Consider the following 16,579-nt stretch of genomic DNA (forward strand, 5'->3'; position numbering starts at 1 on the left):
GAGCCACACGGGGACGAAGACGCTCGCGCGTTCCGCGGTACCACCCCGCTTGCCCGCGCACGCTGCTCGCGCGGGCCACTTCCTTTTCACGGCTGTCACGGGCCGCACCCGGCCGGGTCTACTGGGGACGCCCGTCCCGTTCTTCCGGCGGCTCCCCGGTGATGGCCGGATCAACGCCTGTGCTCTTCCAGGTTAACCCGCCGGTCGAGGCGTTTTCCACGCGGCCCGCCTCCTCGAAGGGTGGCATGGCGTGCCCGGCTCTAGGGTGACGCCCATGAAGGGGCCCGGAATGCTGGTGGTGCTGCTCGTCATCGTCGGGGGCACGGCGGGCCTCGGCACGGTCGTAGGGCTCGGCAACGCCGCCGTGCTGGCCGCGCTCACCGCGCTGTTCTGCCTCATCGCCGCGCTCGGCGGGCCGCTGCGGGCGGATCTGCGGCTGCTGGCGGTGTTCGCGCCCGCGCTGGTCGTCGCGGTGGGCGTGCCGCGGCTGCTGGGCGCGGTCTCGCCCGCCGCGGCGATCGCGCTGGTGACCGTGGTGGTGTTCGTCGCGGGGCTGCTGCCCGCGCTCGGCTCGCGGTACGTCACGGTCGGGCTCGGGCTCGGCATGGCCTCGCTGTTCGGCTACGGGTTCCAGATCAGCGGCGGGGCGAGCGCGGGCCAGATCATCGGCGCACCCGCGCTGGCCGTCGCGGTGGTGTTCGTGCTGCGGATCCTGATCGGGCTCTCCGATCCGGGGAAGGCGACGAGAGCGGCCCTCGCGGACACGCTCACCGCCGAGAACGTCGAGACACCCGAGAAGGCGGCCAGGACCTGGCTCGCCGACCGCCCGGAACGGTGGACCGCGCGCGTCCTCGGCGCCTCGATGCGGTACCGCACCGCACGGGCGATCCTCGCGGTGCGGCTACGCACGCTCGACGACGCGGCCGCGAAAGCGGTCACCGCCGAGTTGGAGAAGGCGGGCGAGCACGCCGAAGCGCTCGCCACCGCCGTGCGCGCGAAAGAATCGTCCTCAGTGGACAAAGCGGGCGGCGGCGCCGGTCTCACCGGCGCGATGTGGTCGGCGCTCGACGCGGTCCGCGACGCCGAGGCCACCCGTGACCGGTCGCGTGTGGACGTTCCGAAGTCGTTGCGGCGCCAGGTGCTCGGCAGCGAACTGCGCGGCGCGCTGTCCTGGCGGTCCGCCCAGCTGCGGCACGCGGTGCGCTGCGCGCTGGGCATGCTGCTCGCGCTCGTGCTGGCCGGGTTCCGGCCGGGCGACCCGCTCACGGTGGCGTTCCTGATGGGCACGTTCGCGGTGATGCAGCCGGAATGGCGCGACAGCGTCGAAAAGGCGAAGCAGCGGATCGCGGGCGCGATGGCGGGCGCCGTGGTCGTGGTGCTCGTGATCTGGCTCCTGCCGCCCGCCGCGCTGCTGCCGATCGCCCTCGTCGCGGTGCTCGGCGGGTTCACGGTGATGCGGAGCGAACCCGTGGTGTTCAACGGGTGCATGGTGCTGATGAGCGTCGGCGTCAACGCGGGCACGCGGCATCTCGACCCCGGCGAGGTGCTCGTGGAGTACGTGCTGCTCATCCTGCTGGCCGCGGTGATCGGGCTGCTGTTCGGGTTCGCCGCGATCCCCGGCGTGCGCAAGCCGTCGGTGGCCGAACGGTACGAGCGCGCCGTCGCCGCCGCACGGGACATGCTCGCGGCGGCCGCCTCGGCGCTGCGCGGCGACGAAGTCGGCCAGCACGAGCTCGCGCTGCGCTTCGCCGAAGCGGCCAGGGCGAGGCAGGAACTGGTCACCCCCGAACCGGGCAGCGCGGAACCGGTACCGGCGCAACGGCAAGCGGTCGAGGACGCCGACGAAAGCCTGCGCGGGCTCTCCGGGGCCGCCGCCGCGCTCGTGCTGGGCCGCGACCAGGCCGCGCCGATGGCCGAGCCGGTCGGCGAAATCGTCCAGGCGCTCACCGTCGGCGCGGAACCCGATTTCGAACGGCTCACCGGTTTCGACCCGGAATCGCTCGGCGACGAACGGCGGCTCCTGCTCGACACCCTCACCTCGGACGCGCTGCGCCTGCACGAAGCGGGCGCGGCGCTGGCCGGATCGTCGCCACCGTGACCGCGATCGCGGCCAGCCACAGCGCCGCGGCGGTCACCCCGATCGCGTGCAGCCCGCCGGTGAACTCGGCGGCGTCGCGCGGTTCTCCCGCCAGCGCGCCGAAAAGCGCGACGCCGATCGCGCCCGCGGCCTGTCGCGCGGTGTTGTTCACGCCGCTGGCCACGCCGCCGTAGCCCGCCGGTGCCCCGCTGACCGCCGCCGAGACGACCGCGGCGGTCAGCAGGCCCATTCCGGCGCCGAGCGCCGCCAGCGTCGGCAGGAGCGTCAGGTAGCCGCTGCCGGGGCCCACGCGCAGCAGGTTCAGCATGCCGAGCGCGCCGAGCGCCAGCCCGGCGACGATCGGCGTCCTCGGCCCGTAGCGCGCGGTCAGCCTCCCGGTAACCGGCGCCAGCAGTGCCAGCGGCGCGAACAGCGGCAGCATGCGCACGGCGGAGCCGAGCGGGCCAGCGCCGAGCACGTCCTGCAGGTACAGCGTGGCGACCAGGATCGTGCCGAGGCCGACGAGGTTCATCGCGCCCGCGACCAGATTCGCACCGAGGAACGACGCGGAGCCGCGTAGCTCGACCGGCACCATCGGGTGCGCGCCGCGCCGCTGGGAGAACGCGAACGCGATCCCGGCCACCACCGCGAGCGCCCCGGCGCCGATCCCGTTCGTGCCGCCGTCGATCACGGCGTAGACGAGGGAAGCCAGGCACACCGCGCCCGTCGCGGCGCCCGCCCAGTCGACGGGCCGGTCCTCGCGCGCGCCCGCGGGCACGAGCCGCAGCGACAGCGCGATCGCCGCGGCGACCAGCGGCACGTTTAGCCAGAACAGCCACCGCCACCCCACCGCGGCGACGACCGCCCCGCCGAACAGCGGGCCGCCCGCGAGCGCGAGCGCCGAAACCCCGGCCCAGATGCCCAGCGCCCGAGCCTGCTCCCGGCGTTCCGGGTAGGCGTCGGTGATCACCGCGAGCGTGCCGGGCAGCAGCAACGCGGCCCCGATCCCTTGCAGGACACGGAATCCGATGAGCTGACCGGTGCCCGCGGCGAGCGCGCACCCCGCCGAAGCGGCACCGAACACGGCGAAACCCGCGATCACCACACGCCGGTGCCCGAGCGAGTCGCCGAGCGCGCCGCCGGTGAGCAGCAGCGCGGCCAGCACCACGGCGTAGGCGTCCACGATCCATTGCAGCTGCGCCACTCCCGCGCCCAGCCGCGCCCCGATCGTCGGCAGCGCGACGTTCACCACCGTCACGTCGAGCTGGACCAGGAACATGCCCGCGCACATCGTCAGCAGGACCGCGCCCCGCCCGGTCCTCGTCATCGTCCGCATGCCGCCAGCGAACCGCGGAAACACTTCCACCGGGACGGAAGTGTGGATGCGGCACCATGGGGTCATGGCCACGAAACGCACCGGCGGGGACGTGGACGTCGCGCGGACCGCGTCCCTGTTCGCCGACCCCGCGCGCGTCCGCGTGCTGATGGCACTGACCGACGGGCGCTCGCTCGCCGCGTCGGTACTCGCCATGGAGGCGGGGTTGAGCGCGCAGGGCGTCAGTTCGCACCTTGCGAAGCTGCGCGATGCCGGGCTGGTCACCGCCGAAAAGTCCGGGCGGCACCGGTTCTACCGGCTCTCCGGCCCCCGCGTGGCGGAGCTGATCGAGTCGCTGGCGAGCTTTTCGCCGGTGACCGAACCGGTGCGATCCCTGAAGGCGGGCACGCGGGCGGAAGCGCTACGACGCGCCCGCACTTGCTACGACCACCTCGCCGGACGGCTCGGGGTCGCCGTCACCACCGCCCTTCTCGACCGCGGCGCACTGGTTTCGCTCGACGGCGTCCCGACCACGGTCCGGCGGGACGGCGACCGGATTTCCTCGCCCCTGCAAGGACATCCGTACGCACTCGGCCCCGAAGCCCGCCCCGTGTTCGCCAAGCTCGGCGTCGACGTGGACGAAGTCACCGCCGCCCGACGGCCGCCGCTGAAGTTCTGCCTCGACTGGTCCGAACAACGCCACCACCTGGCCGGCGGCCTCGGCGCCGCGCTCGCCGACGCCGTCCGGCACGCGGGCTGGGTCCAGCGCAGGCAGGAAGGCCACCGCGCGCTACGCGTCACGGAGGACGGCGCGCGCCGGTTCAAGGACCTGCTCGGCGTCGAACTGAGCTGACGAGCACTGTGCGTGCCCGCGGCAGGGGCGTCCGATCGCGGGCAGGGTGATGGCCGGTCGGCACTTTCGTAGGCGATCGGTGACGATCCGTCAGCGGGGCGGTTACCTGACCCGGTGGACCTGGGTTTGTCCTCTGCCGCAAGGCAAAGCGCGCTCCTAGGTTCGAAGGCGGAAGCACACCCGACACCCGTTGTGGAGGACCCCATGCCCGGCTCGGATCGCAGGAACTTCCTCAAGGGCGCCGCCGCCACGGCGGCGCTCGGTGTCACCGGAGTCGCCGCGGGCGCGCTGTTCGGCGGCTCGGAGGCCATGGCCGTGTCCCAGACGGGGCTCCCGCCGATCGGCGCCGAGATCCCGATGAGCGGCCTCGCGATCAACACCCCGTTGCAGATCAGGACCGCTCTGGTGAGCGTGGACTTCCGCGGCGGTATCAAGGTTCGCGTCGACGTCAACCCGGACGATCCGATCAACTCGGTGCGGTTGCGGGTGGTCGGGTTCAGGATGAGCGCCGAGATACCCGGTGGCGACGCTCGCCAGGGCGGCACCATCACGATCGAGCAGAACGACGTTGACGTCGACCCGAAGAGCCTGCTGAAGCTGACCCAGCGCTTCCCGCCCCGCTACGAGCAGATCATGGTGCTGAGCTTCACCATGACCATCGACCAGCCGGACGCCCTTCGCGCCGCGGGAGTGCCCGCGAACCGGCTCGACGAGCCGCTGGTACTCACCACGAAGGATCCGGCGGTCCTGATCGGGAAGATCACCCAGTTCCCGCCGAGGGGCGATCTCTACCAGCTGCAGAACCCGGTGGACCTGATCCTCCCCGAGGATCCGGACACCACGATCGCGACGATCCAGAAGTTCCCGGTGAAGATGGGCGGACTCTAGTCTTCCGACTTCGAAGCCTTCGCGGCCTTGCGGTGCTCGGCCGCGAGCTTCGAGTCCGGGGTGCACCGGGCGCACGGGGTGAACCCGAGGTCCCGCGCCTCCTTGACCGCGATCGGGATGGTGTCGCGGTCGGCGAGCCAGCGGCAGTCGGTCAGGTGGTAGCGCGGGAACTCGTCGACCACCACGACCTCGGTCTCGAGCTCCGACACCACGAGCAGATCCGCGGCGTCGGTCTGCTCCTCCGCCGGGTCACCACTCTCCGTCACCTGGGTCGCGCCGCCGTCCTCGGCCGCGGACTCCTCTTCGGCGTCGCTTTCTTTCGCCGATTCGAGTTCACCCGCAGCGGGGAGGAGGGCGGTCTGATCGGCGCCCTCGGACTCGTCCTCGCTCGGCAGTTCACCGCTGACGCTCTCGTCTTCCGCGCCTTCGAGATCGTCGTCACCGCCGTCTTCGGCGGCGGCCGCCTGCTTGGCACGGGCGCGGCGACGGATCCGATCCACGCCGAGGAGCGCGAGCGCGACGGCCGACACGCCGAGCGAGATCCAGGCCCACAGGGAGGTCGCCGTGATCAGCGCCGCCACCAGCAGTCCGAGCGCGGCCAGGATGAAGAGGAGGACGATGTAGAGCACGCTGAATTACAACACGAACCGGACGCGAAAACGGCTCCGACCCTCCAACTCGGAGTGTCGGAACCGTTTCCGCGTGTATCCGGACAGCCAGTATCAGGCGGCCGGTCAGCCCGCTTCCGCGCGCGGACCGAACGAGTAGCCCTGGTTGCCCGACGAGCCGCTGCCCCCGGACTTGCCGGACCCGGCCGAAGCCGAGGTGGGTGCCGCGGAACCCCGGTTGTCGAGCTCGCGCAGCTGGGACTCGAGGAACCCGCGCAAGCGCGTCCGGTACTCGCGCTCGATCGTGCGCAGAGTCTCCAGTTCCTTGTCCAGCCCGCTCTTCTCGTTGTTGAGGTTGTTCATCGTCTCGGTGTACTTGCGCTGCGCCTCGCGATCCATCGCGGTCGCCTTTTCGCGCGCCTGGCGCTCCAAGGTGTCCGCCCTGGTCCGCGCGTCGTTGAGCATCGTCTCGGCGCGGGTGCGGGCCTCGTTCACCATCGAGTCCGACTTCGACCGCGCGTCGGAGAGCAGCTGCTCGGACTTCGTCCGCGCCTCGGCGAGCATGCCGTCGGACTCGGTCTTGGCCTCGGCGGTCAGCCGGTCGGCCATCTCCTGCGCCAGGCCGAGCACCTTCGCCGCCTGGACGTTGGGCTCGCCGTTGGCGTCGGTCATGCCGCCGTGCGCCTGGGTCTGCTCCATCGCGGTCGGCGGCGGCACCGGTGCGAGCCTTCTCGGCTCCTCACGCACCTGTTGCGGCGGCGGCGCGCCGACGGAACCGGCGCTCGCCTTCGCGGTCTCGAGCTCGCCGCGGGTGGACTCCAGCTCGGAGTCGAGCTGCTCTACCTGCTGCCGAAGCTCGTTGTTGTCTTCGATCAGCCGCGCCAGCTCGGTTTCCACCAGGTCGAGGAACGCGTCCACCTCGTCCTCGTTGTAGCCCCTCTTGCCAATAGGCGGCTTGCTGAACGCGACGTTATGCACGTCAGCGGGGGTCAACGACATCAGATCACCTCACGCACTCCATGGCCTGCAGGTCACCCGGGTTCCCCGATCACCCGGGTTGTGCCAGTCGCATCAGTATGAACACGACCAACAGCAGCACCATAATCGATAAGTCCAGTCCGACGCCGCCAATCCGCACCATCGGGATGATCCGCCGGAGCAATCGCACCGGCGGGTCGGTCACTGTGTAGATGGTCTCCAGCGTCACCGCAACCCCTCCGGCGGGACGCCACTCTCGTGCGAACGCTCGCACGAGCTCGACCACGACACGCGCTGTGAGCAGCAGCCAGAACGCGAACAGCACATACCAGACGACAGTCCAGACCACTTCCACAACACCACTCTGCCACACGGCCGTTTGAAGACGGACATCGACGGACCGACCGGGCCGCCGCGAGGCTCACCCGGTTGGGAAGATCACTTTTTCCGCACTGTTCCGTCCGCCGAAACCTGGTCGTCGCACCCGATTCCGTTCACCGGATGCGCATCGATGGTCACCACAGAGTCACTGGCGCAGAAACAGTCCCCCTTCGGCGATCCGCCTGCGGTCCTCGGCGGTCACGTCGACGTCGGGCGGTGAGAGCAAGAACACCTTGTTCGTCACCTTGTCCATCGAGCCGCGCACCGCGAAGGCCAGCCCCGCCGCGAAGTCCACGATCCGCTTGGCGTCCGCGTTCTCCATCTCGGTCAGGTTGATGATCACCGGCACCCCGTCCCGGTAGTGCTCGCCGATGGCGCGCGCTTCGAGGTAGCTCGTGGGGTGCAGCGTGGTGATCCGGCTCAGCGGGTCGCGCACGGGCGCCGACCGCGGCGCCTCCGGAACCGGGCGCAGCCGCGCGATCGGCTCCGGCTGGCGGTCGACCGCCAGCGCGCCGTGCACCGCGGGCTCCGGGGCGGAAAACCCGGAGCGTGCGCGCGGCCGCACGCCGGTGTCCTCGAAATCATCAGAACGGTACCGTCCGCGCGACCTGGCCGGTTGCTGTTCGTAGCCGTCGAACTCGTCCGCGGCGTAGCCGCGCCGGTAGTCGTCGTCGAACTCGTCGTAACCGACGCCGTCTTCCTCGTCGGCCGGGACCATACCGAAGTAGGCCTTCAGCTTCTGTAGCGCGCTCATGCCTCTCCCTAGCCCTAGCCGCTCCTCGCCACCTGCTACCCGGCGGTACCCGAGATCAAACAGGCGATCCAGGCCGGGTGCAACTCCCTTAGAGCGAGGCTAAACCGCGCCCACCGAGCAACGCGGTTCCGACACGCACACACGTCGAGCCGTGGTGGATGGCCACATCGAGATCACCGCTCATGCCGGCGGACAGTTCGGTCGCCTCCGGATGGTCGCGCCGGGTCCGTTCCGCCGCCTCGGCGAGCCTGGCGAACGCGGGCGCCGGGTCCGCGCCGAGCGGAGCGACCGCCATCAGCCCGCGGAGCCGGAGTTCACTCGAATGCGCTACGACTTCCGTCAGTGCGGCCAGTTCGTCCAGCGGGCACCCTCCGCGGCCCTCAGCGTCCGTCTGAGGGTCGTCGAGGGAGGCCTGGACGAGGACGTCCATCGGTTGCGCACGGTCACCGGCGTCGAGCGCGGCGCGGACGGCCTTGGCGAGCGCTTCGGCCAGCCGCGGCGAATCGACCGACTGCACCTCGGAGGCCCACCTCGCGACCGAGCGCGCCTTGTTGCGCTGCATCCGGCCGACCATGTGCCAGCGGATCGGGAGTTCCGAGAGCTCTCGCGCCTTCACGGCGGCCTCTTGGTCGCGGTTCTCGGCGAGATCGGTTATCCCGAGCTCGGCGAGCAGCGCGGCGTCGGAGGCGGGGAAGGTCTTGGTCACCGCGAGCAGGCGCACCTCGCCGGGGTCGCGCCCGGCGTCCGCGCACGCGGCGCCGATCCGAGCGCGCACCTCCGCGAGCGATTCGGCGAGTTCGGCTCGCCGCTGTTCGCTCACGGCTCGATCCAGGTCAGCGCCGCGAGCCTGCCGGTGGTGCCGGTGCGGCGGTAGCTGAACAACGTGTCCTCTTCGGCGGTGCACCGGGGATCGGCGCCGAGCTTGCCGATCCCGGCGTCGGCGAGCTGGCGCCACAGGCCCGCGCGCAGGTCGAGGCCCGGCGTGCCCTTGCGGGTCTTGCACACGCTTCCGGGCAGGTGCGCCTCGACGTCGTCGGCCATCTGCCGCGGCACCTCGTAGCACTCTCCGCAGATCGCCGGGCCGAGCAGCGCCTCGATCCGGCTCGTCTCGGCGCCCGCGGCGCGCATCGCCTCGAGGGTCGCGGGGACGACGCCGATCCTGGCGCCGACGCGGCCCGCGTGCACGGCCGCCACGACGCCCGCTTCGGCGTCGGCGAGCAGTACCGGGACGCAGTCGGCGACGAGCACCACGACGGCCACCCCCGGTGTCGCGGTGACCAGCGCGTCGGTCGCCTCGGCCGCCGCGGTCTCGGTGCCGTCGACCGTGGTGACGGTGCGGCCGTGGACCTGTTCCATCCAGGCGAGCCGGTCCTCGCGCAGGCCCAGTTCCGCGGCGAGGCGCTTGCGGTTGGCGAACACCGCGCCTTCTTCGTCGCCGACGTGGTCCGCGAGGTTGAAGGAATCGAAGGGTGGCCGCGACTGTCCGCCCGCCCTCGTGGTGACCACCCGCCGAACCCGCACAAGCCCTCCCGGTACCCGGAAAACCCTTCAGCACCAACCCAACCACACACACCGGAAAGACCGAAGGCCACCTCGACCACGGCGCGGTCGAGGTGGCCTTGGCCGGAACGAGTCAGCGGCGCATGAACGGCGGCACGTCGACGTCGTCGTCCGACGGGTCGTCGGTGACCGGGACCGCGCGGCCGGGCAGGCTGCCGTGGGTGCTGCCCTGCGTGCTCCGCGGCGGCGGGTAGCCGCCACGGGACGCGCCCGGCTGCGGAAGGCCGCCGGGCGGGGTGCTGCCGGTCGGAGTGCGCGGCGGGGTCACCGGGAAGCCGTTGCCCGCGGGCGGTACCGGGGTGGCCCCGGTCGGCGCCGGGTTGTGCGGCTGCTGGTGCGGTGCCGAGCCGTTCCCGCCGACCCGGCCCGCTTCGGCGGACGCGGTGTTCGGCGAGGACCCGTTGCCGCGCAGGCCGACGGCCTCCGGCTCGAGCTTCTTGTGCGTCGGGGCACCGGCGTCGAACCCGGCGGCGATCACGGTGACCCGCACCTCGTCGCCGAGCGAGTCGTCGATGATCGTCCCGAAGATGATGTTGGCCTCGGGGTGCGCGGACTCCTGCACCAGCGACGCGGCCTCGTTGATCTCGAACAGGCCGAGATCGGAGCCGCCCGCGATGGACAGCAGCGCACCGTGGGCACCGTCCATGGAGGCCTCGAGCAGTGGCGAGTTGATCGCCTTCTCGGCCGCCTGCACGGCACGGCCCTCGCCGCGTGCCGAGCCGATGCCCATCAGTGCGCTGCCCGCGCCGGACATCACGCTCTTGACGTCGGCGAAGTCGAGGTTGATCAGACCGGGCGTGGTGATCAGGTCGGTGATGCCCTGGACACCGGAGAGCAGCACCTCGTCCGCCGAGCGGAACGCGTCCATCAGCGAGACGCCGATGTCGCCGAGCTGGAGCAGCCGGTCGTTCGGGATCACGATGAGGGTGTCGCACTCGTTGCGCAGCTGCTGGATGCCCTCTTCGGCCTGCTTGCTGCGCCGCTTGCCCTCGAATGAGAACGGGCGCGTGACGACGCCGATGGTGAGCGCGCCGAGCTTGCGGGCGATCTGCGCGACGACGGGCGCGCCGCCGGTACCGGTGCCGCCGCCCTCCCCCGCGGTCACGAACACCATGTCCGCGCCCTTGATCACTTCTTCGATCTCTTCGCGGTGGTCCTCGGCGGCGCGCTGCCCCACCTCGGGGGCGGCGCCGGCACCGAGGCCGCGGGTCAGTTCCCGGCCGATGTCGAGCTTGACGTCGGCGTCGGACATGAGCAGTGCTTGCGCGTCGGTGTTCACCGCGATGAACTCGACACCCTTGAGGCCGACCTCGATCATGCGGTTGACGGCGTTCACGCCGCCTCCGCCGATGCCGACGACCTTGATCACCGCAAGGTAGTTGTGCGGGGGCGTCATCGGGTCCGCCTTCCTGATCGTGACTTCTCGTACCGCCCGCCGGACGCTGACCAACCCTGCCCCAAACCCTCAACCTCAAGTTTATGGTTAGAGTTATGTCAACTACCGGCGTTGCTGGAGAACCGTAGGGACACCGAGGTCACGAATCCAGCAGCCACGCGGCGTGTCGCGAAAGGTGTTTCGCCACAAGGATTTTTCTCGTGCGCGGCGAAACGCCCTCGGACAACGGTATTTCCGCGTCCGGGAGCATCCCGCTTCACGCCGTATAAACGCTCAGCACGGGATTCGAAGTGGGGGCGGGGGAACCGCCGCCCGGCTCGATCGTCAGCGCCACCTGCGTGGTTCCGTCCACCCCGGACGCGAGCACGAGCTGACCGCCCTCCGGCCCCGCGGGCAGCACGCCCGCCGAACGCGGCGCGGCACCCGGGGTCATCAGCCACACCTGGTAGTCCCGGCCTTCGCCGTGCGGCGGCAGCCGCGAGGCCATGAACATCATCTTGTTCAGCGAGGCCGACATCACGACGGTGCCCCCGCCGCCGATCGACGCCGCGCCGTGCACGGTCCTGGCGTCCGGCGCGGCGAGCAGTTCGGCGACCGGGGCGTAGCGCTCCTTCGCCTGGGTGATCTGCTGCTGCGCCGCGGTCAGCTCGCTCTGCGACTTCAAGGCGATACCCCCGAACACCCCGGCCAGCGCGAGCCCGGCGACCGCCGCCGCCACCGCGATCCCCACGACCCAGCGCGGCGCCCGGGAACCGCGCCGCGACCGCTCCGGGGGCGGCTCGACGCTGGGCGGCTGCTGGACCGTCTCGCGCACTTCGGCGATCACCTTCGCCTTCAGCCCCGGGGGCGGCTCTTCGGCCACCGCGGCGCCGAGCCTCGCCGCCGTCGCCCGCAGCTCGCGCACCTCCTGCGCGCAGGCTTCGCACTCTTCGAGGTGGCGCTGGAACCGCGCCCTTTCGTGCTCGCTCAACGCGTCGACCGCGAAAGCGCCCGCCAGCGTGTGCATCTCCGGCGTGCTCACGCCATCACCCCCAAGCAGTCCCGCAGCCTGATCAGGCCGTCCCGCAGGCGGGTCTTCACCGTCCCCTGCGGCGTCGACAGCACGTCGGCGACCTCTCGATAGGTATAACCCTGGTAGTAGGCCAGCACCACGGATTCGCGCTGCAGTTCGGTCAGGTGCGACAGGCACTTGCGCACCTGCTGCCGCTCCCACCGCGCGTGCACCGATTCCGACACCTCGTCGAAGGGCCGGTTCCGGCTCGCTTCGAAGGTGGCCTTCTCCTCGCGGTCGGTGCTAGCCCGCGCCGACCGCACCCGGTCGACGGCCCGGCGGTGCGCCAGCGTCATCGCCCAGTTCATCGCGCTCCCCCGCTCCGGCGAATACCGCGTCGCGGTGCGCCACAGCTCGACGAGGACCTCCTGCGCGACCTCCTCGGACTGCGCCGGATCGCGCAGGATCCGCCGCACCAGGCCGAAAACCGGCCCGGCGAGCCGGTCGTACAACTGCTCGAAGGCGCGCTCGTCGCCCTTCGCGACTTCGACCAGCAGCTCCTCCGGCGTCGGCCCCTCCACCGGCTGGGGCGGAGTGCCGACGGCGCGCGGCCGCCGCCTCGCGGACTCATCCACGGAACTCCCCTCCCGTCGTCGCGGCGGTGCGGCGGCTGATCCGCGCGCCCTTGGCCCACAACGCGATCCCGTGCGCGCGGATGAGGCCCGAAACCCGCTGGGGCACCAGCGGGCGCCGGAGCGCCATGCGCGCGACCTCCCGAACAGTGGCACGGCGGCGCACTCCGCGCAGGGTGGCCACGAGCGGGGTCTCCCGGCCTTGGCGCAGCGCCACGGTGACGGCGAGCAGGCCGTCCGGTTCGGGCAGGCTCATCCGGTACTCCCCCGCCATGGTTTGGAACGGGGACACGTAGAACTCCTTGCCCGCGCTGGCGAATCCGCCCGCGTCGGGGTGCAGCAGGTAGGCGTGCCTGCCGCGGTAGGTGTTGTGCACCTCGGCGACCACACCCGCCAGCGTGCCGTCCGCGCGGTGGCACCAGTAGAGGCTGATCGGGTTGAACACGTGGCCGAGCACCCTGGCCGAGGCGAGCATGACGACCCGGCCGCCGCCGAGGTCGACCCCGCGCCCGGCCAGCCACGCGTCCACTTTGGACCGGATCGGGCGCGGGTCGTCCGCGCGGAAGTGGTCACGGGTGTCGAAGCGCGCGAAGGGACGAAGCCAGCGCGGCAGGTGCGGCAGCTCGTCGAGGTCGACGAACCACAGGAAGATCCGGTGCGCGAACGACTTCGGCGGGGTTCCCCGTCGCACGTGCGCGACCGTGGCGTCGTAGAGGGCGGGCGTCACCAGCGCACCCCCAGCGATTCCGCGGCGCGCACGCCCGAGGCGCACCCGTCCTCGTGGAAGCCCCAGCCGTGGTAGGCGCCCGCGTAGGCGATCGTCGCGGTGTTCAGCTCCGGCAGCCTGCGCTGGGCCGCGACCGATTCCGGCGTGTAGACGGGATGGTCGTAGGTCATCCGCGCGACGACCGCCGTCGCGGGCGGCGGTACCGCCGGGTTGAGCGTGACGACGTAGCGGGTCGGCTCCTCCAGCCGCATCAGCCGGTTCAGGTCGTAGCTGATCTGGACCGCGCCGCCGTCGGCGCCGCAGTGCGCGCTCGCGTAGTTCCAGCCCGCCCGCGCGGACTCGGCGGCGGGCAGGATCGACGAATCGGTGTGCAGCCACGCGTCGTTCTTCGAATACCGGAACGCGCCGAGCACGTCGCGCTCGGCGTCCGTGGGGTTCGCCAGCACCCGCAGCGCCTGGTCCGGGTGCGTGGCCACGACGACGCGGTCGACGGTGTGCACGGTGTCGCCGTCGTCGCGGATTTCCACCCGCCCGCCGGTCCTGGTCAGCGCGCGGACCGAAGTGGACAGATGGACCGCGGTGAGCTGCTTCGCGGCGCGCTCGACGTATTCCCGCGACCCGCCCGCGACGGTGCGCCACGTCGGGGAGCCGCCGACCGAGAGCATGCCGTGGTTGCCGAGGAAGGCGAACAGGTGCCGCGCCGGGTAGCGCAGCGTGTCACCCCGGTCGGCGGACCACACCGTGGACACCAGCGGCAGCATGAAGTGGTCGAGGAAGTACTTGCTGTACCCGCCGATCGCGAGGAACGCGCCGAGCGTGACGTCACCGGCCTCCGGCGAATCGAGCACGCGCGCGGCGTGCCGGTGGAACCGCTTCACCTCCGCCAGCATGCGCACGTAGGCGGCGCGGGCGAGGTTGCCCGGCCGGGAAAACAGGCCGCGCGCGCCCTTCGCCCCGGCGTATTCGAGCCCGCAGCCGCCGCACCGGATGCTCATCGACATCTCGGTTTCCTTCGTCGCCACGTTCAGCTCGCGGAACAGCCGGATCAGGTTCGGGTAGGTGCGCTCGTTGTGCACGATGAACCCGGAGTCGACCCCGATCGTCCCGCCGTGCGCGCTCGGCACGTCGTGGGTGTGCGCGTGCCCGCCCAGCCTGCCGTCGGCCTCGAACAACAGCACGTCGTAGCGCCGCTGCAGGAGGTAGGCGGCGGTGAGCCCGGCGATCCCGCTGCCCACGACCCCGATTCGCTCTCTCGTCGTCTCCACGCCGGGCATTCGCCGCCGCTGCCGCCGCGGATTGGTCGCGTGACGCGCACCACACCGGCCCATCCGCGCGGGCACGGGCGCCGAAGCCCCGATATGGCTACGACTGCCGCGGATCGACTCGCGAAGTACACCGCGTCCCTGCTCGGCGGCGCGCTGCCGGTGGGGCTGCGCACCTGGGACGGCGGCCGCGCCGGACCGCGCGACGGGCCGGTGGTGGTGCTGAAGAACCGGCGGGCGCTGCGCAGGCTGCTCTACGCGCCGGGCGAGCTCGGCCTCGCCCGCGCCTACGTCTCCGGCGACCTCGACGTCGAAGGCGACCTCACCGAGGGCTTCCGCCGCGTGTGGGCGCTGAACCGCTCCGGCTCGTCCGTCCACAGGGGACCGAAGAACTGGGCGGGTGCGCTGAAGCTCGCCGCGGGACTCGGCGTGCTGGGTCCGCCGCCCGCACCGCCCGCCGAAGAGGCGCGGCTGACCGGGAAACGGCACAGCCTGCTGCGCGACCGGTCGGCCATCGCGCACCACTACGACCTGAGCAACGCCTTCTACCAGCTCCTGATGGACGAATCGATGGCGTATTCGAGCGGGTACTGGACGTCCGAAGCGCCGGGCTACGGCATCGCGCAGGCGCAGTGGGACAAGCTCGAAATGGTGTGCGGCAAGCTCGGGCTGAAGCCCGGGATGCGGCTGCTCGACGTCGGCTGCGGCTGGGGTTCGCTGCTGGTGCACGCCGCCAAGCACCACGGCGTGGACGCGGTCGGGGTGACGCTGTCCGCCCAGCAGCTGCAGCACATCCGGTCGCGGGTGGCGGCACTCGATCTCGAAGACCGCGTCGAGGTGCGGCGCCAGGACTACCGCGAGCTGATCGACCCACCGTTCGACGCGGTGGCCTCGATCGAAATGGGCGAACACGTCGGCGACGAGAACTACCCCGCCTACGCGGACGTCCTGCACCGCATGCTCAGGCCGGGCGGGCGGCTGGTGCTACAGCAGATGTCGCGGGGCGCGGTCGCGCCGGGCGGCGGCGCGTTCATCGAGCGGTACATCGCACCCGACATGACCATGCGCCCGGTCAGCGCCACGCTCGGCCACCTCGAACGGGCCGGGTTCGAGATCAGGGACGTGCACGCGATGCGCGAGCACTACCCGCGCACGGTCCGTGCCTGGGCCGAAACGCTCGAAGCGCGCTGGGACGACGTCGTCGCGCTCATCGGCGAGGCGGGGGCCCGGGTGTGGCGGCTCTACCTGGCAGGCGGCGCGCTGGCCTTCGAGGAGAACCGGATGGGCGTGGACCAGGTCGTGGCCGCGAAACCCACCGCGTCCGGCGCGAGCGGGATGCCCGCGACGAGGGACTGGCCGTGATCGGCGCGACGCTCGCGTGGACCGCCGCCGCGACGCTGGCCGCCGTCACGGTCACGTTCGGGATCGCGCTGGCGCGGCGGCGCTACGACACCATCGACACGTTCTGGGGCCTCGGATTCGCCGTGGTCGCCATCGTCGCGTTCGGACTGTCCGAAGGGGACTTCGCGCTCCGGCTCACCGTGACCGCGCTGACCGTGGTGTGGGGTGTCCGGCTCTCGGCGCACCTGCACCTGCGCAACCGCGGGCTGCCGGAGGACCCGCGATACGCGCGCATGGCCGAGCACGCGGGGCCCGGCCGGATCTTCGTGCGCGTGTACCTGCTGCAGGCCGTGGTGCTGTGGTTCGTGTCGCTGCCGGTGCAGTTCGCGCAGTACGGGCACGGGTTCACCGTCACCGCGTGGCTCGGGGTCGCGGTGTGGCTGATCGGCTTCGCCTTCGAGGCGGTCGGCGACGAACAGCTGCGCCGGTTCAAGGCCGATCCCGCGAACCGGGGCGAGGTGCTCGACACCGGACTGTGGCGCTACACCCGGCACCCGAACTACTTCGGCGACGCGTGCCTGTGGTGGGGCCTGTACCTGCTCGCGTGCACCTGGTGGCCGGGCGCGGCGACGATCCTCTCACCGGTGGTGATGACCTACACGCTCGCGCGCGGGACCGGGAAACCGTTGCTGGAGAAGGGAATGCGGGAGCGCCGCCCGGCGTACGCGAGCTACGTCGAGCGCACGAGCGGGTTCTTCCCGCTCCCGCCGCGCTGATTTACCTTGCGCACGATGTAATCGTGGGCTATGTTTTTGG

17 protein-coding genes are annotated in these 16,579 nt (G+C 71.6%); 5 read left to right on the forward strand and 12 right to left on the reverse strand.

Features of this window, described 5'->3' with window-relative positions; all coding sequences use genetic code 11:
• Positions 1–274: 274 nt before the first annotated feature.
• Positions 275–2,098 carry an FUSC family protein gene (locus HUW46_RS01865; RefSeq protein ID WP_215545609.1) on the forward strand — a complete coding sequence of 608 codons (1,824 nt, stop codon included), beginning with the start codon at positions 275–277 and terminating at the stop codon, positions 2,096–2,098.
• On the opposite strand, the gene HUW46_RS01870 is transcribed toward HUW46_RS01865, so the two are convergent.
• Complete coding sequence (locus HUW46_RS01870) at positions 2,034–3,413, reverse strand: MFS transporter (protein WP_254125710.1); 1,380 nt, start codon at positions 3,411–3,413, stop codon at positions 2,034–2,036. The genes HUW46_RS01865 and HUW46_RS01870 overlap by 65 nt on opposite strands.
• A 64-nt stretch (positions 3,414–3,477) precedes the next feature.
• Here HUW46_RS01870 and HUW46_RS01875 point away from each other — a divergent pair, with 64 nt between their 5' ends.
• On the forward strand, positions 3,478–4,245 hold the full coding sequence (locus tag HUW46_RS01875; RefSeq protein ID WP_215545610.1) for an ArsR/SmtB family transcription factor: 768 nt from the start codon (positions 3,478–3,480) through the stop codon (positions 4,243–4,245).
• Positions 4,246–4,449: 204 nt separating this feature from the next.
• The gene (locus HUW46_RS01880; RefSeq protein WP_215545611.1) at positions 4,450–5,133 is read left to right on the forward strand and encodes a twin-arginine translocation signal domain-containing protein; all 684 of its coding nucleotides are present in this window, start codon (positions 4,450–4,452) and stop codon (positions 5,131–5,133) included.
• Here the strand turns inward: HUW46_RS01880 and HUW46_RS01885 are convergent.
• The 11 genes from HUW46_RS01885 to HUW46_RS01935 all read right to left on the reverse strand — a co-directional run bounded on the left by HUW46_RS01885 (position 5,130) and on the right by HUW46_RS01935 (position 14,434).
• Positions 5,130–5,762, reverse strand: coding sequence for a hypothetical protein (locus tag HUW46_RS01885; RefSeq protein WP_215545612.1), 633 nt, complete (start codon positions 5,760–5,762; stop codon positions 5,130–5,132). The two genes, HUW46_RS01880 and HUW46_RS01885, sit on opposite strands and share 4 nt — an antisense overlap.
• A gap of 105 nt (positions 5,763–5,867) precedes the next feature.
• Entirely contained in the window at positions 5,868–6,740 is an 873-nt protein-coding gene (gene wag31, locus HUW46_RS01890; protein ID WP_215545613.1) for a DivIVA-like cell division protein Wag31, read from the reverse strand.
• A gap of 49 nt (positions 6,741–6,789) precedes the next feature.
• Positions 6,790–7,074 carry a YggT family protein gene (locus tag HUW46_RS01895; RefSeq protein WP_215545614.1) on the reverse strand — a complete coding sequence of 95 codons (285 nt, stop codon included), beginning with the start codon at positions 7,072–7,074 and terminating at the stop codon, positions 6,790–6,792.
• 171 nt (positions 7,075–7,245) lie between these two features.
• A complete protein-coding gene (locus HUW46_RS01900; protein ID WP_215545615.1) occupies positions 7,246–7,854 on the reverse strand; it encodes a cell division protein SepF in 609 nt (202 codons plus the stop codon).
• Between the two features lie 88 nt (positions 7,855–7,942).
• A complete protein-coding gene (locus HUW46_RS01905; RefSeq protein ID WP_215545616.1) occupies positions 7,943–8,674 on the reverse strand; it encodes a YggS family pyridoxal phosphate-dependent enzyme in 732 nt (243 codons plus the stop codon).
• Positions 8,671–9,375 carry a peptidoglycan editing factor PgeF gene (gene pgeF / locus HUW46_RS01910; protein WP_215545617.1) on the reverse strand — a complete coding sequence of 235 codons (705 nt, stop codon included), beginning with the start codon at positions 9,373–9,375 and terminating at the stop codon, positions 8,671–8,673. Before pgeF ends, HUW46_RS01905 begins: the two co-directional genes overlap by 4 nt.
• 112 nt (positions 9,376–9,487) lie before the next feature.
• A complete protein-coding gene (ftsZ, locus tag HUW46_RS01915; RefSeq protein ID WP_215545618.1) occupies positions 9,488–10,810 on the reverse strand; it encodes a cell division protein FtsZ in 1,323 nt (440 codons plus the stop codon).
• Positions 10,811–11,066: 256 nt separating this feature from the next.
• A complete protein-coding gene (locus HUW46_RS01920; protein WP_254125712.1) occupies positions 11,067–11,831 on the reverse strand; it encodes an anti-sigma factor in 765 nt (254 codons plus the stop codon).
• Entirely contained in the window at positions 11,828–12,436 is a 609-nt protein-coding gene (locus HUW46_RS01925) for a sigma-70 family RNA polymerase sigma factor (protein WP_442860905.1), read from the reverse strand. The genes HUW46_RS01920 and HUW46_RS01925 overlap by 4 nt, the downstream gene beginning before the upstream one ends.
• Positions 12,429–13,163 carry a DUF1365 domain-containing protein gene (locus HUW46_RS01930; protein WP_215549613.1) on the reverse strand — a complete coding sequence of 245 codons (735 nt, stop codon included), beginning with the start codon at positions 13,161–13,163 and terminating at the stop codon, positions 12,429–12,431. Before HUW46_RS01930 ends, HUW46_RS01925 begins: the two co-directional genes overlap by 8 nt.
• Positions 13,157–14,434: an NAD(P)/FAD-dependent oxidoreductase gene (locus HUW46_RS01935; RefSeq protein ID WP_215545619.1), complete on the reverse strand. Its 1,278-nt coding sequence runs from the start codon at positions 14,432–14,434 to the stop codon at positions 13,157–13,159. Before HUW46_RS01935 ends, HUW46_RS01930 begins: the two co-directional genes overlap by 7 nt.
• An 84-nt stretch (positions 14,435–14,518) precedes the next feature.
• Here HUW46_RS01935 and HUW46_RS01940 point away from each other — a divergent pair, with 84 nt between their 5' ends.
• Together HUW46_RS01940 and HUW46_RS01945 are read left to right on the forward strand one after the other, a co-directional pair.
• Positions 14,519–15,784: an SAM-dependent methyltransferase gene (locus tag HUW46_RS01940; protein ID WP_215545620.1), complete on the forward strand. Its 1,266-nt coding sequence runs from the start codon at positions 14,519–14,521 to the stop codon at positions 15,782–15,784.
• Complete coding sequence (locus HUW46_RS01945; protein WP_254125714.1) at positions 15,781–16,539, forward strand: DUF1295 domain-containing protein; 759 nt, start codon at positions 15,781–15,783, stop codon at positions 16,537–16,539. The genes HUW46_RS01940 and HUW46_RS01945 overlap by 4 nt, the downstream gene beginning before the upstream one ends.
• The last annotated feature ends 40 nt before the right edge of the window (positions 16,540–16,579 follow it).

The sequence above is a fragment of the Amycolatopsis sp. CA-230715 genome, from assembly GCF_018736145.1.
In the GTDB taxonomy this organism is placed as follows: Bacteria; Actinomycetota; Actinomycetes; order Mycobacteriales; family Pseudonocardiaceae; genus Amycolatopsis.